Annotated in this window: 20 protein-coding genes and 1 pseudogene; 8 read left to right on the top strand and 13 right to left on the bottom strand. The window is 70.4% G+C overall.

Translation table 11 applies throughout. From position 1 onward, the window contains the following. Positions 1 to 147 precede the first annotated feature (147 nt). Positions 148 to 1,653 carry a beta-glucuronidase gene (gene uidA / locus ABZ490_RS17535; protein WP_358990405.1) on the bottom strand — a complete coding sequence of 502 codons (1,506 nt, stop codon included), beginning with the start codon at positions 1,651 to 1,653 and terminating at the stop codon, positions 148 to 150. A 248-nt stretch (positions 1,654 to 1,901) separates the two neighbouring features. Here uidA and ABZ490_RS17530 point away from each other — a divergent pair, with 248 nt between their 5' ends. Both ABZ490_RS17530 and ABZ490_RS17525 read left to right on the top strand, forming a co-directional pair. Further along, positions 1,902 to 3,284 carry a cation:dicarboxylase symporter family transporter gene (locus ABZ490_RS17530; RefSeq protein ID WP_358990402.1) on the top strand — a complete coding sequence of 461 codons (1,383 nt, stop codon included), beginning with the start codon at positions 1,902 to 1,904 and terminating at the stop codon, positions 3,282 to 3,284. Positions 3,285 to 3,581: 297 nt separating this feature from the next. Further along, positions 3,582 to 5,243, top strand: a complete 1,662-nt coding sequence (locus tag ABZ490_RS17525) for a glycosyltransferase family 87 protein (RefSeq protein WP_358990400.1) — start codon at positions 3,582 to 3,584, stop codon at positions 5,241 to 5,243. On the opposite strand, the gene ABZ490_RS17520 is transcribed toward ABZ490_RS17525, so the two are convergent. Further along, positions 5,221 to 5,589 (bottom strand): DUF4333 domain-containing protein, encoded by a 369-nt coding sequence (locus ABZ490_RS17520; protein WP_358990397.1) that lies wholly within the window; start codon positions 5,587 to 5,589, stop codon positions 5,221 to 5,223. The genes ABZ490_RS17525 and ABZ490_RS17520 overlap by 23 nt on opposite strands. Positions 5,590 to 5,673: 84 nt before the next feature. Between ABZ490_RS17520 and ABZ490_RS17515 the strand changes: the two genes are divergently transcribed. After that, entirely contained in the window at positions 5,674 to 6,861 is a 1,188-nt protein-coding gene (locus ABZ490_RS17515) for a histidine kinase (RefSeq protein ID WP_358990394.1), read from the top strand. Between the two features lie 62 nt (positions 6,862 to 6,923). Here the strand turns inward: ABZ490_RS17515 and ABZ490_RS17510 are convergent, their stop codons facing one another. The 3 genes from ABZ490_RS17510 to ABZ490_RS17500 are packed head-to-tail and all read right to left on the bottom strand — an operon-like array spanning position 6,924 to position 10,427. Beyond that, the gene (locus ABZ490_RS17510) at positions 6,924 to 7,868 is read right to left on the bottom strand and encodes a fumarylacetoacetate hydrolase family protein (protein WP_358990387.1); all 945 of its coding nucleotides are present in this window, start codon (positions 7,866 to 7,868) and stop codon (positions 6,924 to 6,926) included. Beyond that, positions 7,865 to 9,463, bottom strand: coding sequence for an MFS transporter (locus tag ABZ490_RS17505; protein ID WP_358990384.1), 1,599 nt, complete (start codon positions 9,461 to 9,463; stop codon positions 7,865 to 7,867). The genes ABZ490_RS17510 and ABZ490_RS17505 overlap by 4 nt, the downstream gene beginning before the upstream one ends. Before the next feature lie 25 nt (positions 9,464 to 9,488). After that, positions 9,489 to 10,427: an MBL fold metallo-hydrolase gene (locus ABZ490_RS17500; RefSeq protein ID WP_358990381.1), complete on the bottom strand. Its 939-nt coding sequence runs from the start codon at positions 10,425 to 10,427 to the stop codon at positions 9,489 to 9,491. 140 nt (positions 10,428 to 10,567) lie between these two features. Here ABZ490_RS17500 and ABZ490_RS17495 point away from each other — a divergent pair, with 140 nt between their 5' ends. Then, on the top strand, positions 10,568 to 11,215 hold the full coding sequence (locus ABZ490_RS17495; RefSeq protein WP_358990379.1) for a TetR/AcrR family transcriptional regulator: 648 nt from the start codon (positions 10,568 to 10,570) through the stop codon (positions 11,213 to 11,215). A gap of 332 nt (positions 11,216 to 11,547) precedes the next feature. Here the strand turns inward: ABZ490_RS17495 and ABZ490_RS17490 are convergent, their stop codons facing one another. From ABZ490_RS17490 to ABZ490_RS17465, 6 genes and pseudogenes are all read right to left on the bottom strand, one after another. Further along, positions 11,548 to 13,500, bottom strand: a complete 1,953-nt coding sequence (locus ABZ490_RS17490) for an alpha-L-fucosidase (RefSeq protein ID WP_358990376.1) — start codon at positions 13,498 to 13,500, stop codon at positions 11,548 to 11,550. Positions 13,501 to 13,775: 275 nt separating this feature from the next. Beyond that, positions 13,776 to 13,880, bottom strand: a pseudogene (locus ABZ490_RS17485) (LUD domain-containing protein); the annotation flags it as partial. A gap of 445 nt (positions 13,881 to 14,325) precedes the next feature. Next, a complete protein-coding gene (locus ABZ490_RS17480) occupies positions 14,326 to 15,321 on the bottom strand; it encodes an aldo/keto reductase (RefSeq protein ID WP_358990373.1) in 996 nt (331 codons plus the stop codon). Next, positions 15,318 to 16,076, bottom strand: a complete 759-nt coding sequence (locus tag ABZ490_RS17475) for an SDR family oxidoreductase (RefSeq protein ID WP_358990370.1) — start codon at positions 16,074 to 16,076, stop codon at positions 15,318 to 15,320. The genes ABZ490_RS17480 and ABZ490_RS17475 overlap by 4 nt, the downstream gene beginning before the upstream one ends. Then, entirely contained in the window at positions 16,073 to 17,410 is a 1,338-nt protein-coding gene (locus tag ABZ490_RS17470; RefSeq protein WP_358990367.1) for an enolase C-terminal domain-like protein, read from the bottom strand. The genes ABZ490_RS17475 and ABZ490_RS17470 overlap by 4 nt, the downstream gene beginning before the upstream one ends. 14 nt (positions 17,411 to 17,424) lie before the next feature. Beyond that, on the bottom strand, positions 17,425 to 18,276 hold the full coding sequence (locus ABZ490_RS17465; protein WP_358990364.1) for a fumarylacetoacetate hydrolase family protein: 852 nt from the start codon (positions 18,274 to 18,276) through the stop codon (positions 17,425 to 17,427). Positions 18,277 to 19,079: 803 nt separating this feature from the next. Between ABZ490_RS17465 and ABZ490_RS17460 the strand changes: the two genes are divergently transcribed. The 4 genes from ABZ490_RS17460 to ABZ490_RS17445 all read left to right on the top strand — a co-directional run bounded on the left by ABZ490_RS17460 (position 19,080) and on the right by ABZ490_RS17445 (position 23,704). Further along, positions 19,080 to 20,123: a sugar ABC transporter substrate-binding protein gene (locus tag ABZ490_RS17460; protein ID WP_358990361.1), complete on the top strand. Its 1,044-nt coding sequence runs from the start codon at positions 19,080 to 19,082 to the stop codon at positions 20,121 to 20,123. Positions 20,124 to 20,250: 127 nt separating this feature from the next. After that, positions 20,251 to 21,873, top strand: a complete 1,623-nt coding sequence (locus ABZ490_RS17455) for a sugar ABC transporter ATP-binding protein (RefSeq protein ID WP_358990358.1) — start codon at positions 20,251 to 20,253, stop codon at positions 21,871 to 21,873. Positions 21,874 to 21,875: 2 nt separating this feature from the next. Next, positions 21,876 to 22,919: an ABC transporter permease gene (locus ABZ490_RS17450; protein WP_358990355.1), complete on the top strand. Its 1,044-nt coding sequence runs from the start codon at positions 21,876 to 21,878 to the stop codon at positions 22,917 to 22,919. A gap of 83 nt (positions 22,920 to 23,002) precedes the next feature. Further along, positions 23,003 to 23,704, top strand: coding sequence for an FCD domain-containing protein (locus ABZ490_RS17445; RefSeq protein ID WP_358990352.1), 702 nt, complete (start codon positions 23,003 to 23,005; stop codon positions 23,702 to 23,704). A 545-nt stretch (positions 23,705 to 24,249) separates the two neighbouring features. Here ABZ490_RS17445 and ABZ490_RS17440 read toward each other — a convergent pair. Beyond that, positions 24,250 to 24,600, bottom strand: coding sequence for a VOC family protein (locus ABZ490_RS17440; protein WP_358990349.1), 351 nt, complete (start codon positions 24,598 to 24,600; stop codon positions 24,250 to 24,252). A 187-nt stretch (positions 24,601 to 24,787) separates the two neighbouring features. Beyond that, complete coding sequence (locus ABZ490_RS17435) at positions 24,788 to 25,705, bottom strand: aminoglycoside phosphotransferase family protein (RefSeq protein WP_358990347.1); 918 nt, start codon at positions 25,703 to 25,705, stop codon at positions 24,788 to 24,790. Positions 25,706 to 25,847: the final 142 nt, after the last annotated feature.

The following is a 25,847-nucleotide window of genomic DNA, read 5'->3' as shown; positions in this document are numbered from 1 at the left end:
AGGGAAGCGCGGCCTCAGCTGAAGGCAGCGCCATCATCACCAGGCGACAGGTAGGATGTCTAGAGGGATGCAACGCCATGATCCCGAGTTTTTCTTGCAGCATCCACCCCAGGAATCCATATACATGGGATGTATACGCAAGAACACTCAGTCGGCCTTGCGCCAGCGCGCCCGCAGGCTGAACGCGGCACTCTTCGGGCGGCGTTCGCGCGTGAAGACGCCCTTCTTGTTGCCGTCGACACGGAACACGCCGGGCGCGGTGGCGAAGTCGGCGAAGTTCCAGACCTGTTCGCCGACGACGGCTTCGATGCGGTCGAACACCCGGTGGTACACGTCGAGCAGGGCGGTCTGGTACTCCTCCGTCCACGGGCTCGGTACGGCGCTGCGCAGGCCGGGGTAGGTGTCGGCGCCGTACTCGGTGATGACGATGGGCTTGTCGTGCCGCTCGGCCCACTTCCGCAGGTCGGCTTCCAGCTCGGTCTCGGCCGTCGCCAGGTCGTCGGGGCCGAAGTACCAGCCGTAGTACCGGTTGAGCAGCACGACGTCGAACAGGTCGGTGACCGCGCACTCGTCGGGTGATCCCATCAGCGCGTTCGCGTAGGCGATGGGCCGGGTCGGGTCCAGGCGGCGGGTCTCGGCCGCCAGCGGGGCGAAGTACGCGCGGGCCTCGGGCTGGACGTTGTCGGGCTCGTTGGCGAGGGACCACAGGACGACGCTGGGGTGGTTCCTGTCGCGGGCGACCAGTTCCCGGATCGCCTGGAGGTGGGTGCGCCGGGCGGCTTCCCCGATGGTGTCGGCGGAGAACGTGTTCGCCTTCTTCGCACCCGCGAAGACTCCCCCGGCGATGTTGAGGTTCTGGCCGACCGCCGCGGTCTCGTCGATCACCACCACGCCGTGCCGGTCGGCGTAGTCGAGGACCTCCTCCGCGTAGGGGTAGTGCGAGGTCCTGAAGGAGTTCGCGCCGGTCCACTCCATCAGCGCGAAGTCGTGCACCATCAGCGCGTCGTCGTGCCCTCTGCCGCGCACGGCCGCGTCCTCGTGCTTGCCGAACCCCTTGAAGTAGAAGGGAGTTCCGTTGATCAGGAACTGCTTTCCCCGTGCCTCCACCGTGCGTACGCCGACCGTCTGGCGGTACTCGTCGAGGACACCGTCCGACGCGTCCCGCAGGGTGGCCCGCAGTTCGTACAGGTAGCCGTCGCCGGGTGCCCACGGGTGGACGTCGGGCACACGCAGGACGCCGGTCGCACCGAGGGCCGTCGCCACCTCGGCGCCGGTGGCGTCGTGCAGCGAGACTCGGACCACCGTGTCGGTTCCCCCGATGCTGTCCACTTCGTAGGCCACCACGCCGGTCGTGCCGTCGAAAGTCGTCGTCACGGTGATGTCGCTGATGTGCGTCCGGGGTGTGGTGTAGAGCCAGACCGGCCGGTGCAGGCCCGCGTAGTTGAAGAAGTCGTGGAAGTACCGCTGCTTGCGGCTGCCGTCGGCGTGTTCCTCGACCCGGCCCGGGGGTATCGACTCCCAGGTCAGTTCGTTGTTGACCACGGCCGTGACGCGGTTCTCGGCCCCCGGTCGCAGATGCGCGGTGACGTCCGCCTCGAACGGCGTGTAACCGCCTTCGTGTGCTGCCTGCTGTCTGCGGGCGCCCGGCGACATCGAGTTCGCGGCGGCCGCGGCGAGTCGGGCGGCTGCTCGTCGCCGGGACCTCTCCGGGCGCGGCGGCGAAGCACCGGTACGTGGTCCTGGAACCGGAACTGACCGTGCGTCAATCCACCACCGGCGTTTGGAGAATCAACCAAGATTTCACGTGCTCGTAACACAGGGCTTCTGTGCGGCCCGTCCTTCAACCATAGTTCCTTTCCGGAAAAGAGTTTCCGCATTGCAGAACATGCTTGGAGGCACCAGTGCCGTCGTCCGCACCGTCCCTGCCGCGACGCGTTCTACGCACGCTGCGTCGGTCTCTCTTCGCGCAGGTCGCCTGCGCGCTTGTGCTCGGCATCCTCGTGGGAACGTTCTGGCCGCAGGCCGGCACCGCGGTTCAGCCGCTCGGTGACGGATTCGTGCGCCTCATCAAGGCCCTCATCGCACCCCTGGTGTTCTGCGTGGTCGTCTTCGGCATCACCAAGGCCGGCGATCTCAAGGCCTTCGGGAGGATCGGCGTCAAGGCGCTGATCTGGTTCGAGGTAGCGACGACCTTCGCACTCCTCTTCGGCCTGGTCGCGGGCAACCTCGTCGCTCCCGGGGCCGGGATGAACGTGGATCCGGCACAGCTCGACGCCTCCGCCGTGGACGAGAGGACCGGAGGCGGATCGCTCCCCTCGACCAGCGAGTTCATCCTGCACGCGCTGCCGGACAGCGCCGTCGGCGCCTTCGCCGAGAACTCCCTCCTCCAGGTCCTGGTCCTCGCGTGTCTGGTCGGGGCCGCCCTGCTGCACCTCGGGTTGTCGAAGGTCCCCGCCGTCCTGCCCGCCATCGAGCAGGTACAGGAGATCGTCTTCACGATCGTCGGCTTCATCATGAAGCTGGCCCCGCTCGCCGTCTTCGGCGCCACCGCCCACCTGGTGGGCCAGTACGGCGTCGGCGTGATGACGACCTACGGCAAGCTCATCGGGGTCTGTTACGCGGTCGCTCTGCTCTTCCTGCTCCTCCTGGCCGTGGCGCTCAAGGCCGTGACCGGGCTGAGCCTGTGGAAGTTCGTGCGCTACACGCGCGAGGAGATGCTGCTCGCGCTGGGCACCGCGTCGAGCGAGACCGTCATGCCCCGCATGATGCAGAAACTGCGGCAGGCGGGCTGCCGGGACGACGCCGTGGGACTGGTGCTGCCCACCGGATACTCCTTCAACCTCGACGGCGCCTCCATCTACCTGTCCGTGGCCACCCTGTTCATCGCTCAGGCCGTGGGCGTGGACCTCACCCTCGGGCAGCAGGTCACCGTGGTCCTGGTACTGATGCTCACCAGCAAAGGCATGGCGGGTGTGCCCGGCTCCGCCTTCCTCGCCCTGTCGGCCACCGCGAGCTCGCTCGGTGTCATCCCCGCGGGCGCCGTGGCCCTGCTGCTCGGTGTGGACCGCATCATGGACTCGATGCGCGTCGCGACGAACCTGCTCGGCAACTGCGTCGCCGTCTTCGCCGTCTCCCGCTGGGAGGGCGCACTGGACATGGCGCGGGCTCGGAAGGTCCTGGACCAGGAGATCGCCTTCACGGAGGAAGACTCCACCGACCGGCCCCCGGCCAGGCCGAAGGCCGACGCCGAGGAAGCCGTACCGGGCGAAGCCGGAGTCGCCTGAGACAGTTCAGCCACGGGCTCCGGGCCTGGGCGGGAGATGGATCGGCCTTCACGCGCGATCCCATGTCACCACCTCGGCCGAACGGCCGGTTCCTGACCTGCGCCTCGGCGGGTGGAGTCGGCCGAACGGCCGATGTCCGCAGCAGGGGCGGCGACGAACAATTCACCCGACGGTCCGCGACGCATCGACGCCGTGGACGCACATCGCACGGGCGCCGTCGTTCGCGCAGGGGCGGGCGGACCTCCACTCCGCCGCAATGCCCGGGCTGCCCCTCCTCGAACGGAGAACTCCCCCCTCATGAACGCTGTCGCCGACGCGGTCACCGCACCCACGCGGGACACCGCTCCCACCCGGCGCAGATCCCGACAACGGCTCCGTCCCTTCCTCCACCGCCATCGTGAGCCGCTGCTAGCCACCGTGACGATGCTTCCGCTGTATGTCGTCTGGGCGTTGTTCCGGGCGAACGGCGGTGGTGACCTCGCGGCCCAGGACACCTGGGCGCGCTATGCCGCCGAGCACGGCGACTCGGCCTACGGGCTGTTCTGGTTCGGCGGACTGCACACGGCGAACTACAGCCTGCTGTCGCCGTATCTGATGGGCTTCTTCGGCGTACGGACGATCGCCGTCGCGTCCGGGCTGGCCGCCGGCTGGCTGGCCGCCGTCCTGCTCGTGCGCTCGGGGATCCGACGTCCGGTGGCGCCCGCGCTGACGGCCGCGTTCGGGCTGTGGGTCGATGTCGCCGCGGGCCGGGTGACCTTCGCGCTGGGAGTCGCCTTCGCCCTCGCCGCGTGTGTGCTGCTGGTGGGCGAACGGCGTCTGGTACTGGCGGCCGGATACGCCGTGCTCGCGACGACGGGGAGCCCCGTGGCCGGACTGTTCCTGGTCGTCGCGGGGGCCGCCTACGGTCTCGTACGCGACTGGCCGCGGGCCGCCGTGCTCACGTTGCCGCCGTTCGTGGTCGTCGGGGTGACCACCCTGTTGTTCCCCTTCGGCGGCGAGCAGCCGATGGCGACCGGTCGGATCTGGTGGCCCGCGCTGCTCGGTCTCGCGGTGGCGGTCTGCGCACCGCGTGGCTGGCGGGTGGTACGGCTCGGCGGCGCCGTGTACGCGGCGGGTGTCGTCCTCACCTACTTCACCCCCTCCCCCATCGGCTCGAACGTGGAGCGTCTGGCCCTGCTGTTCGCTCCCGCCGTGCTGCTGGCCGGCCTGCTCTGCACGGAGCGGTCCGCCCGGTATCGGCGTGGTGGCCTCGCGCTGGCGCTGGCCGGTTCCCTGTTCTGGCTGGGATCGGGCACCCCCCTCTCCTTCCTGAAGGGTTCGGACGCCGTCCCGGCCTGGGCCGCGGACACCCAGGGGCTGGTCCGCGTACTCGACCGGCTCGACGCGGAGCGCGCGCGGGTCGAGGTCGTACCGGCCCATGACCACCGCGACGCCGCCGTGCTGTCCCCCCACATCAACATGGCGCGCGGCTGGAACACCCAGCTGGACATGGAACGGGGCCGGCTCTTCTACGACGGCACCCTCTCCGCGACGACCTACCGGAACTGGCTGGACCGGTGGGCCGTCGGCTACGTGGCCGTCTCCGACGCCGAGCCCGACCGGTACGGGGCGGCGGAGGCGCGGCTGGTGCGCGGGGGGCTGGCCTGGCTGAAGCCGGTGTGGAGCGACGCGCACTGGCGGCTCTACCGGGTGCGGGACGCCGTACCGCTCGTACCGGCGCCCGCGGAGATCGTCAGCGCGTCGGACTCCTTCCTCGTCGTCCACATGCCGGGCCCGGGCTCGGTGACCGTGCGGGTCGCGTACTCGCCGTGGCTGCACGCCGACAACGGCGGCCGTCTGCGCCAGCGGGGCGATTTCACCCGCCTCACGGTCGACGAGCCGGGCTTCTACCAGCTCTCCTCGGAATACGATGCGCTGTACGGCCCCGGCGACGATTTCAGCGGGCGAACCTCCAGGTGATGCGGGACCCCGTCACCCGGGTCACGGTCACCGGGATGTCCACCGTGGTGCCGTCGTTCCTCTTCCCCGTGCAGGTGACGGTCGCGCCGACGACACTCTTCAGGCCGGTCGGACAGGACACCCCGACCCGCACTCCGACCCAGGGAAGCGGGTGGTACTTGCTCTGCGTCCGTCCCGCGACGATGTTGGGCGCGAGGGCCTGGTGGCCGTCCACCAACACCGTGTCGTACGCGTCGAGTTCGGTCGTCGACTCGGTGCCGGAGACCGCGCGCGTACCGATGCCTCCGAGGAGGAACACAGCGGCCGCGCCTGCGACGAGACCCACGAGATACCTGCTGTCCGGCATGTCCTCTCCTGACACTGGAGAGCCCGAAGCTACCAGCCTGGTCGTGGACCCCTTCGAACAGCATGGGCGCATACGGTGATCTCCATGAGATTCGCCTGGCTGCGTGGCTGCGCACGCGGTGTCGCCGTGGGTTCCTTGCTCGCGGTGTCGGTGGTCGACGTACTCGTCGCGAGCGACGCCGGCCACGCCCTCTGGCCTGCGGTGATCGTCCTGGCGGCCGGCCTGACGGCGGTGCTGTGGCCGGGCGGACGCCGGCCCGCGTGGCTGACCCCGCAGCTACGGACCGGCGCACCCGCGCTGCTGTCCCTCCTGTACACGGCGGCCTCGCTCCTACGGCACCGCGACGCCCCGTTCGGCCCGGGTGAGATCACCGTCCTGCTGTGCCTGCTGTTCATCGCCGTACGGCACTGCCCTCCCCGCTGGGCCGTCGTGTGCGGCGTGCTGGACGCGGGCGCCCTGCTCGCCACGCCCACCCGGTACTTCCGGTCGGTGTGGTCGGGCGACGAGGCGCCGCTCTACGAGCTGATCGGCCTGATCCTGATCGGCCTCACGGCCGGACTCGCCGCCTACCTGCGCGCGCTGGACTACCGCCGTACGGTCGCCGTCGACGAGACGCGACGCGGAGAGCGGCTGGCGATCGCGGCCGACCTGCACGACTTCGTCGCCCACCATGTCACCGGCATCCTCGTGCAGACGCAGATGGCCCGCATGATGGCCGCCGACCAGCGAGGGGAACTCGACCCCGTCCTGGCGGGGATCAAGCGCGCGGCCACCGAGGCACTGGCCTCCATGCGCCGCACGGTCGGCGTCCTGCGCGACACCGACTCGCCGGACCCGGACCTGCGCCCGGTCGGGGACCTGGCGGCCATCGCCGACCTGGCGAACAGCTTCGAGAGCCCCGGCCAACACGTCACGCTGGACCGGCACACCGGCGTAGCGGCCGATCTGCCGCACGAGGTACAGGCGGCCGCCTTCCGTGTCGTCCAGGAAGCGCTGACCAACGTCCGGCGCCATGCCGCCGACGCCACCCGGGTCACGATCGGCCTGCGTCACGTCGCCCAGCGGCTGGAGGTCACCGTGACCGACGACGGCCGCGGCGGCACCCAACTGCCCGCCGCGGCCCACGGCGGCGGCTTCGGCCTCATCGGCCTGCGCGAACGCGTCACCGCGCTAGGCGGCGACCTGCACACGGGCCCCACGTCCGGTCAGGGATGGGAGCTACGGGCGTCGCTCCCGACGCACACGCGCCGAGCGACCACCCGTACGGGGTGACGACCCGAGACGCAGGGGGCTTCCCCATGGCCGCGGCGGCCGGTGAACCGGGCGCCCGGCGTTCACCGCCTGCGTCTGGCGGTGGGCAGGGACACCGGTGGGACGCCCTCGGTGACGGTGTTGCTGACGCCGCCGATGCCTTCCACCGTCAGGGTGACGGTGTCACCGGGGACGAGGGGCGGCGGTTCGAAAACCCGGTTGCGGCCCCAGAGTTCGGCGAGGCAGCCTCCGTTGCCGCAGGTGCCCGAGCCCAGCACGTCACCCGGTCGGAGCCAGGTGCCGCGGGAGGCGTAGGCCGCCATCTCCTCGAACGTCCACGCCATGTTGGACAGCCGGTCCTGCCCCACCGTCTCACCGTTGACGTACGCGGTCAGAGCGAGGTCGAGGAAACCCTCGGCGTCGCGGTGGGGTTCGAGTTCGTCGGCGGTGACCAGCCAGGGGCCGAGGGTGGTGGCGGTGTCCTTGCCCTTGGCCGGGCCGAGTTTGACCTTCATCTCACGGCCCTGGAGGTCACGGGCGGACCAGTCGTTGAGGATCGTGTAGCCGATGATGTGCTCACGTGCCTGCTCGGGGGTGAGATCCCGGCCCGCTCTGCCGATGACGGCGGCCACCTCGAGTTCGAAGTCGAACCGACGGCAGCCGGGCGGCACGGGCACGTCGTCGTGGGCACCGATCATCGCGTACGGGTTGGTGAAGTAGAACGCGGGCGCGGCGTACCACTCCTCGGGGACCGCGTCGCCGTACCCCTGCGCGACACCCGCGACATGACTCTCGAAGGTCATGTAGTCACGGACGGTCGGTGGCTCCAGCGGCGGCAGCAGCCGGACGTCGGCCAGGGGCACGGGGGAGGAGCCGGCCAGCGCGCGTTCTCCCGCCTCGCGCAGCGGCTCCTCCCCTTCCACGAGGAGATCGAGCAGGGCGACGGGGTGCAGGAAGGCGTGGAACCGGTCGCCGGCGGCGACTCCGGACTGCCATGTGCCGTCGTGGACGACGCTCGCGAACCTCACGCCGCCATCTCCTGTGCCTCGGCCGGGCGGGTGGCGTCGGGCCGGAAGCCGACGAAGACGGCGGCGATCACGGCGGCAACCGCGCAGGCCGCGGCGGTGAGCAGCAGGCCGTTGCCGTAGCCGTGGGCCAGGGCGTCGGAGGTGTAGGGCGCGAGCTTGGCGCTGAGCGGGCCGAGGTCGGCGGTGTGCAGGGCCAGCGGGCCGCCCGCGTCCAGAACGGCGGTGGCGATGCCGTGTTCCTTGGGCGTGAGTCCGGCGTCGGCGAGGCTGCCGGTGAGCCGGCTCGCGGCCATGCCGAGGGCGACGGCGCCGACGACGGCCGGGCCAAGCGTCTGGCCGAGGTCACGGACCAGGCTGGTGGTGGCACCGGCCATACCGGTCAGGCCGGGCGGTACGACGTTGACGGCGGCGGCGGTGAGGGCGGCGACGACCAGGCCGAAGCCCACGCCGTTGAGGACCAGCGGCCCCAGCAAGGGGACGAGGCCGGTCTCCTGGACCGGCACGGCCCGCAGCCACAGCTGGGCGGTGGCCAGCGCGACGAAACCGGTGACGAGCATGGGGCCGGGGCCCACGCGGTGCAGCAGACGGACGAGCAGGGGCCAGATGAACGGGGTGATGCCCTGGATGATCACGAACGGGACCGCGGCCTGGAAGGGGCTCTGGTGCTGGATGACTCCCAGGCGGATGCTCAGGTCGTACGCGCCGCCGAGGAAGCCGAACATACCGATGACCGCCATCGCGGCCGAGGCGGCGAAGGCCGGGATGCGGAACAGCTCCAGCCGCAGCATCGGGGCGGCACTGCGGTTCTCCATCACGACGAACGCGACGAGGAAGACGACGAAGCCGACGAAGGACAGCGCGATCGGCGCCGAGCCCCAGCCGTCGGAAGGGCCCTGGATGATGCCGTACAGCAGGCTGAGCAGGGCCAGGGCGATGGTGATCTGGCCGGGCCAGTCCAGCGAGCGGCCCTCCGGTGCGGTGGACTCGGCCGCCAGCAGCCAGGCCGCCGCGGCGGTGCCGACGGCGATCACGCCGGTCACGCCGAAAGCCCACTGGAAGGACGCGTGCTCGACGATGCCGCCGGACATCAGCGGGGCGACGAGGGCGCCGAGGGACAGTGCCGTGGTCCAGGAGGCCAGTCCCCTGGCCCGCTCGGCCGGGGTGGCCGTGACGGCGGTGATCATCGTCAGGGAGGCCGGGAAGAGCGCGGCGGCTCCGATGCCGGAGATGGCCTGACCCGTGATCAACTGCGCCGCGGAGCCGGACGTCGCGGAGACCAGATAGCCGATCGAGGCCAGCAGTGACGCGCCCACGACCAGTTTCTTACGGCCGTACAGATCGCCCACGACCCCGAAGGTCAGGGCGAGCACCGCGGCGGGTACCAGGAACGCGTCACTGATCCAGGTCAGTTCGGAGCCGGACGCCTGGAGGGAGCGCTGCATGACGCCGTTGATCGCGGCCGGCAGGACCAGACCGATCTGCGCCAGGCAGACCGCGAGACACCCGGCGACGATCGTTCCGGTGTGCCGTGCCGGAGGGGCGAGGGCGGTGCCGGACGCGGTGGTCGGTGGGTCGTAGGCAGGGGTGGCGACCATGACTTCTCCTTGGTTGTGTGGACGGTCAGGAGCCGGTGCACAGCTCGGCCATGCAGCCGAACAGGCCGGGGCCGTCGAGGGGTGGCAGCGCGGGATCGAGTTCCCGGTAGACGGTGTGGACGTTGACGGCGAGGCGCTCGCTCTCGTCCAGATCCGCGAAGCGGCCCAGACGGATGTCCCGCGCCGCGTCCATGACCGGCATGCCCGCGGCGAAGCGGGCGGTGGCCTGCTCATGGACGAACTCCAGGTAGTCACGGACCTCGCGGACCGCCCGCCGGGAGGTGACCGGGCCGTGGCCGGGCACGACGGTGTCGGCGTCGAGGCCCAGCAGCAGGTCGCAGGCGGCGAGCCAGCGGCCGAAAGGACCGTGCCAGACGATCGGCGTGGCCCCGGCGAACACGATGTCGCCGGTGTAGACGGTCCCGGCCCGCGGCACGTGGACGATCGTGTCCCCGGCACTGTGCGCGGGTCCCACGTCGATGAGGCGGACCTCCGTGCCGCCGACGTCCAGGACCGTCTCGCCGTCGAAGACCCGGCTGGGCAGGGCCGGTTCGAGGTCGGAGTGATCGAAGCGGCCGAAGATCCGGCGGGCGAAACGTCCGGTGGGACTGTCCGCACCGGTCAGCGCCCGCATCTCGGCCGGGCCCACCTGCCGCATGTCCGCCAGCGATCCGCGCGACGCGACGATCTCGGCATGGGCCACGAGCTGGTTGCCGAACCAGTGGTCGCCGTTGCCGTGGGTGTTGACCACCGTGGAGATCGGCGCGGTGGCCGTGACCGGCGCGAACGCGTCCAGCATGGCCCCGGTCAGCCGCAGGTCGTAGAGGGTGTCGACCAGCAGGGATTCACCCCGGCCCGTGATCAACCCGGCATTGCTCATCCCCCAGCCACCGGACTCCGCGATCCAGGCGCGACAGCCACCGCCCAGCTCGATCCGGCCCGTGCGGGAAGTCACGGAAACCATGGCATCTCCTTGTCGCGTTTCACGGCCAACACCGCGACACTCAAATCCATCGATGGACTGGAGTCCATCAATGGCGAGGAATCTAGAGATACGCCGGGGAGAGGTCAAGAGCCCTACGGACCTGTGCTCTACTGGGCCCCATGAACATCAGGTCGGTGGCAGCCGCGGACGAGGGCGGTACGACGGTCGGGCGCCAGGAGCGCAAGCGCCGCAAGCTGTACGACCAGCTGTACGACACGGCTGTCGGTCTCTTCGTCGCCCACGGGTTCGAGGCGACCACCATGGACCAGATCGCCGAGGCCGCCGACGTCGCGCGCGCCACCGTCTTCAACCACTACGCACAGAAGGTCGGTTTCCTCGAGGAGTGGGGCGTCCGCCGCCGCGCCCGCGTCGCCGAGATCCTCGGCGCGGAACACGCCGAGGACCTGCCGGTCGACGACCGGCTGCACCGCTACTTGAAGGAGATGGCCGACCTCAACATCGCCTCCCGCGCGGAGACCACCGTTCTGATGGACGCGTCGGCGCGCCACGGCCGTCTGCTCCAGGACCCCTCCCTGGAGATCGAGCTCGCCCGGATCGTCGAGGAGGGGCGCCTGCGCGGGGAGATCCGGGCGGGCGTCGACAGCGACCAGGCCGGAGCACTCCTGGCGGCCTGCTACTTCTCGACGATCCTGCGCTGGATCCGCGAGGAACCGGCCCCCTTCGACCTCCACCAGCGTCTCCGCGGCGCGCTCGGCATCATCCTGCGCGGACTCCTGGCCGACTCCACGGACTCCGAAGCTTCCTGACCGGTCGTCGGGAAGCACGGGCCGACCCCTGCTCAGCCTCGGGCCCACACACCACGGCCGGTGCCGGCTCAGGGCCGGGAGTCGCCTGGGCGGACCGGTCGGCGTCGGCGGCCGCCGCTCGGGGAATACCGCCTGTTCGCTGCGACGGCGTGAATCATGCCGGCGTCCACCGTACGACTCTGTACCACCGAGTCGCGGTTGCGGCGCTGAGTGCCGCCTGGCCTGCCGCCGGCCGAGTTCGGTGGGAACGAACGCACCTCACGCGCAGACGTGCCGCGGGCGCTGGGTGCCCAAGCGCCCCGCGCCCGCGGACGATCACCCTCGTCTCCGGGTCAGGAGGCGATGATCTGCCACTGCTGTCGCGTCAGGGACGCGTACGGCTGCTGCTCGATGTTGGCTCCGTCGGCGGTGCCTCCCTCGTCGACGCCGAGGCAGAGCCCGCTGTAGCGGTTGATGAGGACGTAGTACCCGTCACCGGTGGGCGTGACGGCCCAGTGCTGCTGGGGGACGGTGAAGTCCGCGTAGATGGCCACGTTGCCGCCGTCGTCGCGGGAGAGGCCGGCCACTTCCATGAGCTTGCCGCTGTTGACGCCCTTGATCTTGTAGTAGCCGTCGCCGGTGGAGGTGAAGGTCCACTTCTGGGTGGCGTTGTTCAACCAGGTCCACTGCTGGATGTTGGTGCCGTTGGCGGTGCCGAAGTTGTACACGTCGGCCACCTTGCCGCTGTGCCGGGCGACCAGCCGGTAGACCGTTGCGTCGCCCGGCAGGACACTCGACACCAGGGCGGGCCTGGCCGTCCGCCCACCGATCCGGACACCGCCGACGTTGGCGTAGCCGCCGGTGGCCGCGTTCGCCTGGATCCGTACGAAGCCCACGTTCCGAGCGGGCCACTCGACCACCTTGGTCTTACGGTTGCCGGCCCAGGTGCCGGTGGCGACCTGGGTGAAGTTCGTGCCGTCGGTGCTGGTGGAGATGGTGTACGAGGTGATGTCGCCGTCGGTGGAGTCGTTGCGGTTCCACTGCTTGGGCAGGTACTCCAGGGTGGAGACGTTGCTCCACACACCGCCGAGGTCGATCGTGAGCGCGTGGGGCAGGGGTGAGGCGAGTCCCCAGGTCGACCAGCAGGTCTCGTAGCGGATGTCACTCAGTCCGTCGATGGCGTTGAGCGGTCCCTCGCCCGTGCGGAAGGCGGTCGCGTACGCGTTGACCGGGGTGACGGGGTGCTCGGCGCGCAGCAGCTGGGTGGGCAGCGCCGGCCTGGCGGTCTCGGGGCTCCACGCCGCGCCGGCCTCGGCCAGCCGGTTGACGATGTTGGTGTCCAGCAGGCCGTTGCGGTTGGGCGGGCAGTTCAGGATGAACGAGGTGTACTTCGGTTCCAGATCGGCCAGATGCGACAGGATCGCGTCCTTGCTCATGAGGCTCTCGGTCGGCGTGGAGGGGTGCCAGAACCAGCCGTTGCTGATGGTCTGGCCCTGCATTCCGGCGTAGGTGTTGCCCGTCGGCGCCGTGACACCGAGCGGCTCCTCGAAGAAGATCGCGTCGCTCAGGAAGGGCTCCGACAGTCCACCGATGTCGATCATGACGCAGTCCGGCTGCAACTGCTTCACCAGCGCACGGATCCGCTGGTAGGAGACGGCCTGCTGGCCCATCTGCCAGGCGTAACCATCGGTCATGAACATGTCGATGGTGCCGTAGTTGGTGAGCAGCTCGGTGATCTGCCCCAGGATGAACGTCATGTCGCCGGGCTGGATGGCGTCGGTGATCTCGAGCCCGGTCACCTTGTGCCGGCTCTCCCACGCCTCGACGCCGAAGGTGCGGTCCCAGATCGAGAAGTAGAACCCGACCTTCAGCCCCTTCGCCCGGAAGGCGTCGCAGTACGCCTGCACCACGTCGTGCTTGTAGGAGCTGTTCGCGACGTTCTGGGTTCCGTAGGCACTGGGCCACAGGGCGAAGCCGTCATGGTGCTTCGTGGTCAGGATGCCGTAACTCATCTTCGCGGCGGCCGCCGCGTCGGCCCACTGGCCGCAGTCGACACTCGGGGGAGCGAAGAGGGCGGGGCTCTGGTTGGGTTCGGCCCACTCCTGGTCCGTGAACGTGCCCAGGCTGAAGTGATTGAACATGCCGAACCGCAGGTCGACCATCTTGCTCAGGTTGGTCTGGGTGTCCGCGGCGGCCGCCTGGGACAGAAGGCCGGAGAAGCCGGGGACGAGCGGCAGGGCGGTCGCGGCGGTCGCCGCACCGGCGGCGCCGAGGAACGTACGGCGAGTGATTCTTCCTGAGGGCATGCTCACTCCTGTGGAACTGATTGCGGGTGACGACGTCCCAGGGGCGCAGGGGGTCGGCCTGGGTACCGGGCCAGGGATGCCGGCCGAGCCTGACATCGGACGTATTAACGGGCACCGCCGCGTGATCTGTCCAGAGGTTCGACGAAAACTCAGACCAGAACGGCGATTTGCCCTCAAATACCGGGCTCAGCTCCAGGAGACATCGGATGCGCCAAGCCGATAGATCGGATGACTATCCCGGGCAACTCTGGGCGATCACCGGTCCGCCACGCCTCGCCCACCACGACGATGTCGAGGGTCCTGGGCCCGTGTACGCCTTCCACCCGGTCCAGTTCGGTGTCGCTGGTCGCCGACGGGCCTGAGATCAGGGTCAGGGCCCGCCATCCCTGCCCGCCATCCCTGCCCGGCACCAGGGACCGTGCACCGGTACGGGCCAGAGCGCGCCCGACGGCCCCGCGGCATCGGACGCCGGAACACGGACCACCGTGGAGCGGTACTCGGCGGCCCGCTCGGCGAACAGCCCCACGCCGTCCGGTCCCCCGTGGTCGGCGCGACGGCCGTACACACGGGTCAGGCCATCGTCATTCCTTCCGTCCCGCCGTGGTACGGCTGTCTTCACGCGTGGGTGTTCTCGTACGGCGCCACCAGGAACGCGGGGACTCCGCGGCGGGGGTGGGCGTGTCACGACTGCCGGACCAGCGGGCGAGCGGGCCCGGCAGGGAAGAGGGCTGTCGCGCGTGGGGTCTCCTGGGACGGGGCTGGGGTGCGGGACATCCACGAAGAGGCTCAACGGCACGGCATGTCCGATCGGTGCCGCTCGCCCGGTCAGCGTGGTTGAGGGACGGGCGTGTCCGGGTCCAGCAGCCCCTCGGCGCGCAGCTCGTCCCAGAGGGCGTGCGGGACGGGGCGCCGCAGCTGCTCCACCGTGTCGTGGACCTCCTGCGGCGACCGCGCGCCGGTCAGGACGCTCGCGACCGCGGGATGGCCGAACGGGAAGTGCAGCGCGGCGGCACGCAGGGGCACGCCGTGGCGTTCGGTGACCGCCAGCAGCCGCAGCGCCCGGTCGAGCACCGGCTGCGGAGCGGGTGCGTAGTCGTACGCGGCGCCGGGTCGGGGAGCGATCAACAACCCGGAGTTGAACACTCCGCCGATGATCACGCCACGACCCCGTGCCGCCGCCTCCGGGAGGAGTTCGGTGAGCCCGTCCTGTTCCAGGAGGGTGTAGCGGCCGGCCAGCAGCACCACGTCGATGTCGGTCTCGCGCACGAAGCGGGCGGGCAGCGCGGACTGGTTCATCCCGACGCCGATCGCCCCGACCACGCCTTCGCCGCGGAGCCGCTCCAGCGTCGGGTACGCCTCGCGCAGTGCCTGCTCGGCGTGGTCGTCCGGATCGTGCAGGAGAGCCACGTCGACACGGTCGACGCCGAGCCGCTCCAGGCTCGCCTCCAGGGAGCGCAGCACCCCGTCGGCGCTGAAGTCCCAGACCCGGCGGTGGGTGGCCGGGACGGCGAAACCATGGGCGAGGTCGTCACCGGCGTCGCCGCCCTTCGGGTCCGGCACCAGAAGCCGGCCCACCTTCGTGGAGAGGGTGTAGGCGTCACGGGGGCGGTCCCGCAGCGCCGTGCCGAGCCGCCGTTCCGACAGGCCGAGACCGTAGTGGGGCGCGGTGTCGAACGCGCGGATGCCGGCGTCCCAGGCCGCGTCCACCGTGGCATGGGCGGCCTCGTCGGTGACCGGGTGGTAGAGGTTGCCGAGGGCGGCGCAGCCCAGCGCCAGCTCCGTGACCCGTACCGCGCCGGCGCCCAGCCCGGTGGTCCTCACGGCCCGTCCGCCGGGCGCAGGCGCAACCCCTGCATACCGCCGTCCACCGCGAGCGCCGTGCCGGTGACGGACGCGGCGGCCGGGCTCGCCAGGTAGACGATGGCCGCGGCGACCTCGTCCGCCGTGACCAGGCGTCCCATGGGCTGCCGGGCGGCGAGGGCGGCGCGCTCGGCCTGCGGGTCGTCCGCGGCGTCGAGCAGCCGGGAGACCCATGGCGTGTCGGCGGTGCCCGGGTTGACGCAGTTGACGCGGATGCCCTCGCGTACGTGGTCGGCGGCCATCGCGAGGGTCAGGGAGAGAACGGCCCCCTTGCTGGCGCAGTACAGGGCGCGCTGCGGGAGGCCCGCGGTGGCGCCGATCGAGCAGGTGTTGACGACCGCCGCGTGGGAGGAGCGGCGCAGATGGGGCAGGGCGGCCCGGGTGGCGCGCACGATGCCGAGGACATTGACGTCCAGGACCCGGTGCCAGTCCTCGTCGGGGTTGTCCTCGACGGTGCCGATGGCGCCGACGCCCGCGTTGTTCACGAGGATGTCCAGGCCGCCGAGCCGTTCGGCGGCCCGGTCCACGGCGGTGCGCACCGATGTGTCGTCCGTGACGTCGGCCCGGAGGCCGAGCAGCGGTTCGCGGACCGCGTCCGGAGCGAGGTCGAGCACGGCCACCGCCGCGCCCCGCCCCGCCAGCGCGTGGGCCGTGGCGAGCCCGATGCCGGAGGCGCCGCCGGTGACGACGGCTGTGAGCCCTGACAGATCGGTCATGCCGCGCCTTCCTGTGCGGCGCGGTCGGTCACCCAGAACGTGCCGTCCGGGTAGGTGTACTCGGCGATGGACTCCTCCCGCATGGTGGCGGAGAAGCCGGGGGCGAGCGGTGCGACGTAGTGGCCGTCACGCATCACCACGGGTGCGGTGAAGTGTTCATGGAGATGGTCGACGAACTCGATGACGCGGTTCTCGGTCGTACCGGACAGCGCCAGGTAGTCGAACATCGACAGGTGCTGCACCAGCTCGCACAGGCCCACTCCTCCGGCGTGCGGGCAGACGGGCACCCCGAATTTCGCGGCGAGCAGCAGGATCGCGAGGTTCTCGTTGACGCCGCCGACCCGGGCCGCGTCGATCTGGAGGACGTCGAGGGCGCCGGCCTGGAGGAGTTGCTTGAAGACGATGCGGTTCTGCACGTGCTCGCCGGTGGCGACCTTCACGGGCCCGACCGCCTCGCGGATGGTGGCGTGTCCGAGCACGTCGTCGGGGCTGGTGGGTTCCTCGATCCAGTACGGGGAGAACTCGGCGAGCGCCTTCGTCCACTCGATCGCCTCGTCGATGTTCCATCGCTGGTTGGCGTCGATGGCGATGCGGATCTCGTCGCCGACGGCGGCACGGGCGGCGCGCAGCCGGCGGATGTCGTCGTCGACGTCGGCGCCGACCTTGAGCTTGATCTGGGTGAAGCCGTCGACGACGGCCTGCTTGGCCAGGCGGGTGAGCTTGTCGTCGGAGTAGCCGAGCCAGCCCGGGGAGGTGGTGTAGCCCGGGTAGCCGCGGTCCAGGAGCGTGGCCTCGCGCTCGGCGAGACCGGTCCGGGCCTCGCGGAGCATCCGGAGGGCGTCCTCGGGGGTGAGGGCGTCGGCGATGTAGCGGAAATCGATCTGCGAGACCAGCCACTCCGGTTCGGCGTGGGCGAGCAGCTGCCACAGCGGCTTGCCCTCCCGCTTGGCGGCCAGGTCCCACACCGCGTTCACCACGGCGCCGATCGCCATGTGCATCACGCCCTTCTCGGGGCCGAGCCAGCGGAGCTGGCTGTCGCCGATCAGGTCGCGGCTGAGCGAGGCCGGGTCGGCGCACAGCTCATGGACGGACCGGCCGACGACATGGGGGCGCAACGCCCCGATCGCCGCGACCTGTACGTCGTTGCCTCGTCCGATGGTGAAGGTGAAACCGTGGCCTTCGTGTCCGTCACCGGCGTCGGTGCGCAGCACGACATAGGCGGCGGAGTAGTCGGGATCCGGGTTCATCGCGTCGGAGCCGTCCAGTTCCCGCGAGGTGGGGAAGCGGATGTCATAGGTGTCGACCGCGATGATCCGGGCGGAGGTTGCAGTCAAGGTCGTACTGCCTTTCACGCTTGGGCGAAGGTCTGGCGCTGGCTGCCGAGGCCCTCGATGGAGAGATCGACGGTGTCGCCGGTGCGCAGGAAGGGAGTGCCGGGAAGTCCCAGGGCCACACCCGCGGGCGTACCGGTGTTGATCACGTCGCCCGGCTCCAGGACCATGTACTGGCTCAGGTACGACACGATGTGGTCGACCGGGAAGATCATGTCGCTGGTGTGGCCGTCCTGCCGCTTCACGCCGTTGACGCTCAGGTGGAGGCCGAGGTCCTGCGGGTCGCCGACCTCGTCGGCGGTGACCAGCCACGGGCCGAGCGGGTTGAACGTCTCGCAGGACTTGCCCAGGTCCCACTGCGACGAGTACGCGAGCTGGAACTCGCGCTCGGAGACGTCATGGCTGATCGCGTACCCCGCGATCACGGCGCGTGCGGCCCGGGGTCCGTCGAGGTAGCGGGCCCGCCGTCCGATGACCACGGCCAGTTCGACCTCCCAGTCGGTCCTGGTCGAGCCCCGGGGGATCAGCACCTCGTCGTACGGGCCGACGACCGTACCCGGGTCCTTCATGAACACCACCGGACGCGGAGGAATCCCCGCGCCGGTCTCGGCGGCGTGGTCGCGGTAGTTCAGACCGACGCAGACGACCTTGCCTGGGCGCGGGACCGGGGAGCCGATCCGCAGACCGTCCGGGTCCAGCTCGGGCAGTTCTCCCGCCGTGACGGCCACGCGGGCGCGGTCGACTCCCCCGGAGGCGAGGAAGTCACCGTCGATGTCCGTGGTCACGGAGCGCAGGTCCAGCAGGCGGCCGTCGTCGGTACGGACGGCGGGCCGCTCCTGTCCGGGGGCGCCGACTCGTAGCAGTTTCACTGGGCAGCTCCCTTGCCGTGCGGGATTCATCCGAGGGGTGGTGGGCCGCAGCAGGGCCGGGCCGTCGGTGGTCCCCCACCGGACCGTTCCGTTGGGCCTCACGCATCCGCGGACACATTCATCGGGTGTATGGCGACGCGGCGACCTTAGATCGCGGACGTCACGGATGACAATGGATTCCTCGGATGTATTTTTACGGCCCCACCGGCCAAGCCGCCTCGGGGACACAACTCCCCCTGGCCACGCAGGGACGCGAGGAACGGCAGGGGACCTACCATCCGATGAATCCAGGTGTCCCACCACCGAGCGATCTCCGCCGGTGGCAGAGGACCCCACCGGCACGCCGCCGGCCGGCCCGAGGGGTATCACAGCCCCCGAGGTCCGCCACCCGGTGCCTGCAACCCGTCGGCTCGGGCCCCGCCGTTGCCGAATCGTGAACTGTCACGACGGATCGTCCGTCGCGAGCGAGCCCTCGAATTCGCAGGTCGGACAGGTGACGACGGACAGCCCACCCAGCCGAGGCGGCACCTCTGCACGCTGCGGAACGACGTCCCGCAAGTCACCACCCGCAACCTCTTGTCAATGTCGGTGACGTCGTCGTAACGTCCTCGACGTCCCGAGATACATCGGAGGAATAGGCGGCCTCCCCTCATTCCGCTTCCCTCCGGGCACGATCCGCGCACTCGCCATGCCCCGGATCGACATCTGCCCGTTCGGCGCCTCGCCCCTTCCCCAGGCGGCACGCCACCCCTCCCACTGTCGCCCTGCGGCCCTGCGCCCCTGGCTAAGGAGAGAACACGGCCATGAAGCTCACTCGCATCCGCTCCACCGCCGCAGCCGCCACCGCTGTCCTCGCGGTGCTGTCCCTCGCCACCGCGTGCAACCGCGAGAGCACCGCCTCGGCCGGCGGCAGCGAGTCCGCCATCGGCATCGACCTGCCGCGCTCCGACTCCGACTTCTGGAACTCCTACGCGCAGTACCTGAAGAAGGACATCAAGACCGACGGCATCAACGCCCTGCCGATCAGCAACTCGCAGAACGATGTGACCAAGCTGGTGGCCAACGTCCAGGTCTTCCAGAACACCGGCGCCAAGGCAGTCGTCATGGCTCCCCAGGACACCGGCGCCATAGCGTCCACGCTCGACACGCTCGCGTCCAAGAAGATCCCGGTGGTCAGCGTCGACACCAGACCCGACAAGGGCGACGTCTACATGGTGGTCCGCGCCGACAACAGGGCGTACGGCACCAAGGCCTGCGAGTTCCTCGGCAAGCAGCTCGGCGGCAAGGGCAAGGTCGCCGAGTTCCAGGGCGCCCTGGACTCGATCAACGGACGTGACCGCTCCGAGGCGTTCGCGGAGTGCATGAAGACGAAGTTCCCGGCGATCAAGGTCTTCGAACTGCCCACCGACTGGAAGGGCGACGTGGCCTCCGCCAAGCTCCAGTCGCTGCTCGCCCAGAACCCGGATCTGAACGGCATCTACATGCAGGCCGGCGGCGTCTTCCTCCAGCCGACCCTGGCGCTGCTGGAGCAGAAGAAGCTGCTCAAGCCCGCCGGGCAGAAGGGCCACATCACCATCGTCTCCAACGACGGCATCCCGCAGGAGTTCGACGCCATCCGCAAGGGGAGCATCGACGCCACCATCTCCCAGCCCGCCGACCTCTACGCCAAGTACGCGCTGTACTACGCCAAGGCCGCGGCCGAGGGCAAGACCTTCAAGCCGGGCGCGACCGACCACGACTCCACCATCATCAAGATCCCCAACGGCCTCGAGGACCAGCTTCCCGCGCCGCTCGTGACCAAGGACAACGTCGACGACAAGTCCCTGTGGGGCAACAACATCGGCTGACGACCGGCAGCTGCCGCCCGCCACGTCGGGGGCACACCCCTCGTCCCCCGACGCCCGGCCCGGCGGCCGGCGGTGCACACCACCGCACCCCTCAGCCCCAGCCCGAACACGAAGGACGGTATCCACCATGGCGGAGTCCGCGACCGCCCCGGCGACCGGCCCCGGCACCCCGGCTCCGGTGGCCGAGGCGACCGGCATCAGCAAACGATTCGGCGCGACCGTCGCGCTGCGCGACGCCCGCATCGCCGTCGCCCCGGGCGAGTCGCACGCCCTGGTCGGCCGCAACGGCGCCGGCAAGTCGACACTCGTGTCCCTCCTCACCGGCCTCCAGCAGCCCGACACCGGAACCCTGCGCTTCTCCGGCGAGCCGGCGCCCGCCGTCGGCGACATCGACGCCTGGCGCTCCCGCGTCGCCTGTGTCTACCAGCGCTCCACCATCATCGGTGAGCTGACGGTCGCCGAGAACCTCTTCCTCAACCGGCAGAGCGACGGCGCGATGCAGCCCATCCGCTGGAAGCATTTGCGCCGACGTGCCGAAGAACTGCTCGGCGAGTACGGCGTGGCCGTCGACCCCGCCGCGCGAGCCAGGGAACTCACCGTCGAGCAGCGGCAGTTCGTCGAGATCGCCCGTGCCCTGTCCTTCGGTGCGCGCTTCATCATCCTCGACGAGCCGACCGCGAAGCTCGACGCCCGCGGCATCGACCGGCTGTTCGACAAGCTGCACGACCTCCAGCGTCAGGGCGTCGCCTTCCTCTTCATCTCCCACCACCTCCAGGAGGTGTACGACCTCTGCACCACGGTGACCGTCTACCGCGACGCGGCCCACATCCTCACCGCGCCCGTCGCCGAGCTCGGCCATCAGGCCCTGGTCGAGGCCATGACCGGCGAGTCCGCCCCCGCGGTCACCACCGCCGCCGGCCGGCCCGCGGTCGCGCGGGCGGACGCCGCGGAACTGCTGGAGCTGAACGGACTGACGCTGCCCGGTGTCTGCGAGGACATCTCCTTCGCGGTCCGCTCCGGCGAGGTCGTCGGGCTCGCCGGAGCCACGGCCAGCGGGAATGTACAGGTGGGTGAGGCGATCGCCGGTCTGCACCGGGCCAAGGCCGGCCGCGTCTCGGTCGGTGGCAGCACGGTACGCATGGGCAGTGTGCCGTCCGCACTCGTCGCCGGAGTCGGTCTGGTCCCCGAGGACCGCCACCTCCAGGGACTGGTGAACAACCGCAGCGTGGCGGAGAACGCGACGCTGACCGTGACCGACCAGCTCGGTCCGTTCGGCACGGTACTGCCCGCCCGGATCAGGGCCTTCGCCCGGCGCATGATCCGGGACCTCGACATCAAGACCCCGGGAGCCGCCACCCCGGTGTCCGCCCTCTCCGGCGGCAACCAGCAGAAGGTCGTCGTCGCCCGCGCCCTGGCCACCGACCCACGGGTCCTGGTGGCCATCCGCCCCACGAACGGTGTGGACGTCAAGTCCAAGGAGTTCCTGCTCGGCAGGATCCGGCAGGTCGCGGCCGACGGGAAGGCCGCGCTGATCGTCTCCGACGAGCTGGACGACCTCAGGGCCTGCGACCGGGTCGTCGTCATGTTCCACGGGCGGGTCGTCGCCGAGCTCGACCGCGGCTGGAAGGACGAGGCCGTCGTAGCGGCCATCGAAGGGGTCGCCGCCATCGAGGGCGTCCTCGACGACACGACCCCCGCCACCGCGTCCCCCGTATCCGCCTCATACGGCGCAGACGAGCACGGAAGGTAGTCATGTCCGCCACCACAGATGTCACCGAGCCCACGGCGAGCGCCGCGGAGCCGGCCGCCGACGGCACCGTCCGCAGCCGCGTCGACCTCGGCCGCTTCCGTGAACTGTCCCTGGTCCCCGCGATCCTGGTGCTGGGTCTGATCGGGTTCATCGTCTCGCCGGCCTTCCTCACCGCCGACAACCTGATCGGTGTGGCCCAGCAGTCCACCGAGCTGAGCCTGCTCGTGCTCGCCACGACCTTCATCCTGATCGCCGGACGCATGGACCTGTCGCTGGAGTCCACCATCGGCGTGGCTCCCGTCATCGCCGTGTGGCTGGTCCTGCCGTCGAGCGGCGGCCGGTTCAACGGGCTCGGCGTCCTTCCCGAGTGGACGGCGGTCCCGCTCTGTCTGCTGGTCGGCGCGTTGATCGGTGCCGTCAACGGCTTCCTCATCCTCAAGCTGCGCCTCAACGGCTTCATCGTCACGCTCGGTGCCCTGACCATGCTCCGCGGCCTGCAAGTCGCCCTGTCCGAGGGCCAGTCCATCGTCGAGCTGCCCCCCTCCTTCACCTACCTGGGCAGGGCGTCCTGGCTGGGCGTGCCCGCCGCCATCTGGGTGTGCACGCTCCTCTTCGCCCTCGGCGGCGGCGCGCTGGCCTGGCTCCGTCACGGCCGGGCTCTCTACGCGATCGGCGGCAACGCGGAGGCGGCCCGCACCGCCGGTATCCGCGTCGACCGCATCGTGTGGATCGTCCTGATCCTCGGCAGCGTCCTCGCCGCGTTCGCCGGCATCCTCTACAGCGGCCACTACGGCTCCATCTCCGCCACCCAGGGCAGCGGCTGGATCTTCCAGGTCTTCGCCGCGACCGTCATCGGCGGTGTCAGCCTCAACGGCGGCAAGGGTTCGGTGTTCGGCGCCCTCACCGGCGTCCTCACCCTTCAACTGGTCGTGAACGTCATGACACTGGCGGGCGTACCGCCGCTGTGGAACCAGTTCCTCAACGGGGCCATCATCATCGTCGCCCTGATCATCTCCCGGTTCGCCTCCGGCGAGAAGCAGGAATAGCCACGTCCCGCACGCGGCTCCACCGGTCCCCAGCCGGGCCCGGCAGAGCCGCCCCCTCACCCCCAGCACAGAGAGACACGCTCGTGGCACTGACGGACGACGCGATCGACAAGATCAAGGCGATGATCGTCGCCGGCGAACTCGCCCCCGGCTCCCGGCTGCCCAAGGAGGAGATCCTCGCCGCACAGCTCGGCCTGTCCCGCAATTCCCTGCGCGAGGCCGTTCGGGCGCTGACCGCCATGCGGATCCTGATCACCCGTCAGGGCGACGGCACCTACGTCTCCAGTCTCGAGCCCCACCTGCTGCTGGAGAGCCTCTCCTTCGCCGCGGACGTCTCCCAGGGGGCCACGGCTCTGCAACTGCTCCAGGTACGTCGACTGCTCGAGCCGCCGGCGACGGGACTGGCCGCCGCGCTGCTGAAGCCGGAGGACCTCCAGGACCTGCGCCACACCCTGGACCGGTCCCGGACCGCCGCGACGGTGGAGGAGTTCGTCGCCCACGACATCGCCTTCCACCTCAGGATCGTCGAAGCCGTCGGCAACCCCGTGCTGTCGATGCTGCTGCAAGTGCTCTCCACCCGCACCCAGCGGGTCCGCATCGTCCGCGGCAGCAGGACCCGTCACGCCTTGGACAACGCCCACCAGGACCACGAGCAGATCCTCGACGCGCTCCGGTCCCGCGATGCCCTGCTGGCCGTTTCCGCCGCGACCGTCCACATCACGGCCGTGGAACAGTGGCTGGCCGCCAGCCTGACCGACGTGTCCTTGCGAGCCACCGACGACTGATCACCCTGGCCCCGCCTCTGCCGCCCCGGAACCGTGCCCGAGGGCCTGGTCGACAGCCCCGTCCCGCGACCACGCGACCGCAACCGGCGGAGACTTGGTGAAGCCGCGTCGGCCGATCGCCTGTACGCCGGTCCCGATCCGAGGAACTCACCGGGTGGTTCCAGCGAGTCCTCGCACGTACATCGCCAGGCCGCGGCCACACACCGCAGAGGAGGACTACCTGCCGCAGGGACTCAGCATGCTGCTCGCCCAGCGGTTTGAGGCTCTGAGAGAGGAACGCGGCTACGACTACTTCGAGGCGGCCACCACGCAGCAGAGCAAGGTCGGCGGCTACCCGGGATGGATCCAGCCGCCCGACTGGCCCGACTGCGGAGGCTGCGGCACCCGCACGGAACATCTGCTCAGCGTCACCGCGACGGAACCGGGAAGGGGCCGGTGGCTCCCCGGCCGGGGCCGATCCTGCCGCCCTCGAAGAATTCGGCCACGCCATGGACCTGGGCGACCTCGGCGGCATGTACTTCTTCGTCTGCCGCAGTGCCGTGAGGTCACAGGCCATGGGCAGTGGGATGGCGTGGTTCGTACAGCGGGAGTTCGGCGCCGCTGGGGAGTTGGATCGCCGCCAGTCTGCCCCAGCGTTGTTCGCTGACCGGACCGGTGATGTCGACGCCCCGCGCGCGGAACGTGCTGAGCTGGGCATCGAGGTCATCGCACATCAGGAAGAACTCATGCTGGGGCGGGCCGTCGGTCGGGTGCACAGCCACCTCGGCCGGGGGCAGTCTGAAGATGAGCCAGCCGCCTCCCGCGTCGACGCCGGGGAAGCCGAGGACGTCACGGATGAAGGCGCGGTCCGCCTCGGCATCCTGGCTGTAGAGGACGACATGCGCACCGCTGATCATGACCGGCTCCTGTCCGTCGATGTGCTGGCGGTCGTGTCCCCGGGCATCTTCGCGCGCTCAGACGCAAGATGGCGTCAACTGCGTCGGACGACACGACAAGCGAGTCGGATGGTCACGGTCGCCGTCTGTCCGCAAGAGCACTGCACACTCGGCCGCCTCTCGGTTCCGGCCCGGCTGCCGCGGTCCCTCAAACGCCCTTCAGAACACGATCGAGTGCCGCCCGGCCCACGGGTCCCCAGTTCGGCTTGCCGCCGGGCAGACCCCGGTCTCCGTTCTGCCCCATGAGCATCAGGAAGAGACTCTTCATCGCGGCCAGCCCGCGCGCACGCCGGATCGCCGCCTCGTCTGCCTGCGCGTACGTCTCGAAGAACCGTGAGGCCGTGCCCGCGGGCAGCAGCACCCATGCGGCGGCGAGGTCCCACGCCGGATCGCCGGCGAACATGTCACCGAAGTCGACGATGCCTGAGAGCGTTCCGCCCGAGACCACGACGTTCGCGGGATGGAGGTCGCCGTGCACCCACACGCGCGGGCCCTCCCACGCGTCCGCCGCCACGGCGTCGTCCCAGACGGCCCGGACGGCCCGGACGTCGGCAGCGATGGCTTCCGGGGCAACGGCCCGAAGGAAGCCCTCGAAGCCATCCGTGCAGTTCCTGGGATGGGCACCACGGTCCCTGGCGATCGGCGCCTCGGCGGGCGCCTCCACATGGAGCGCCCGGAGGAAGCCCGCCAGCGTGTCGGCCGCGTGAGCGCCGCGGCTGATCGAGCCGTGGTCCAGGGGCTCGCCGGGAACCCACGTCATCACGGTCCAGTGCTTGGGGAAGCGCTCGGACGGTTCGCCGAACCGCACCGGAGTCGGCACCGGGAGCGGCAGGCGCGGAGCCAGTACGGGGAGCCACCGCCGTTCCCTCAGCTGATGCTCCGGGGTGGGGTCCATACGCTGCATGCGCATCGCCAACTCGTCGCCGAGACGCCACATTTGGTTGCCCCAACCACCCGGCACCTCGCGGACGGCCAGCCCTGCAAGGTCTGGATGCTGTTCCTGGAGCAGGTCGCGAATCAGGTCTGCGGTGATCTGAGGCTCGGTGCCGGTGTCGGTGTCGGTCATGCAAAGTCACCTTACTGAGCCGGCGCGGCTCTCGCCCCGGCCCCGGCACCCCCGGGGTGAGGAGGGGAGCCAGGGTGCCTCGCGTGGCCGGCGTCGGCGGATCGGAGCCTGTGGGAAGGAGGAGCGGTCGGCGTGCGGTGGG

It is taken from the genome of Streptomyces sp. NPDC005811, from assembly GCF_040630405.1.
GTDB lineage: Bacteria > Actinomycetota > Actinomycetes > Streptomycetales > Streptomycetaceae > Streptomyces.
Note: the sequence above shows the minus strand (reverse complement) of the source record. Positions and strands in the feature narration are given on the sequence as shown.

Coding starts and splice junctions, on each gene's coding strand:
- ABZ490_RS17455 (WP_358990358.1), top strand. CDS start 20,251: ATGGCGGAGTCCGCGACCGCCCCGGCGACCGGCCCCGGCACCCCGGCT.
- ABZ490_RS17475 (WP_358990370.1), bottom strand. CDS start 16,076: ATGACCGATCTGTCAGGGCTCACAGCCGTCGTCACCGGCGGCGCCTCC.
- ABZ490_RS17515 (WP_358990394.1), top strand. CDS start 5,674: ATGAGATTCGCCTGGCTGCGTGGCTGCGCACGCGGTGTCGCCGTGGGT.
- ABZ490_RS17440 (WP_358990349.1), bottom strand. CDS start 24,600: ATGATCAGCGGTGCGCATGTCGTCCTCTACAGCCAGGATGCCGAGGCG.
- ABZ490_RS17500 (WP_358990381.1), bottom strand. CDS start 10,427: ATGGTTTCCGTGACTTCCCGCACGGGCCGGATCGAGCTGGGCGGTGGC.
- ABZ490_RS17525 (WP_358990400.1), top strand. CDS start 3,582: ATGAACGCTGTCGCCGACGCGGTCACCGCACCCACGCGGGACACCGCT.
- ABZ490_RS17505 (WP_358990384.1), bottom strand. CDS start 9,463: ATGGTCGCCACCCCTGCCTACGACCCACCGACCACCGCGTCCGGCACC.
- ABZ490_RS17460 (WP_358990361.1), top strand. CDS start 19,080: ATGAAGCTCACTCGCATCCGCTCCACCGCCGCAGCCGCCACCGCTGTC.
- ABZ490_RS17450 (WP_358990355.1), top strand. CDS start 21,876: ATGTCCGCCACCACAGATGTCACCGAGCCCACGGCGAGCGCCGCGGAG.
- ABZ490_RS17520 (WP_358990397.1), bottom strand. CDS start 5,589: ATGCCGGACAGCAGGTATCTCGTGGGTCTCGTCGCAGGCGCGGCCGCT.
- uidA (WP_358990405.1), bottom strand. CDS start 1,653: ATGTCGCCGGGCGCCCGCAGACAGCAGGCAGCACACGAAGGCGGTTAC.
- ABZ490_RS17495 (WP_358990379.1), top strand. CDS start 10,568: ATGAACATCAGGTCGGTGGCAGCCGCGGACGAGGGCGGTACGACGGTC.
- ABZ490_RS17435 (WP_358990347.1), bottom strand. CDS start 25,705: ATGACCGACACCGACACCGGCACCGAGCCTCAGATCACCGCAGACCTG.
- ABZ490_RS17490 (WP_358990376.1), bottom strand. CDS start 13,500: ATGCCCTCAGGAAGAATCACTCGCCGTACGTTCCTCGGCGCCGCCGGT.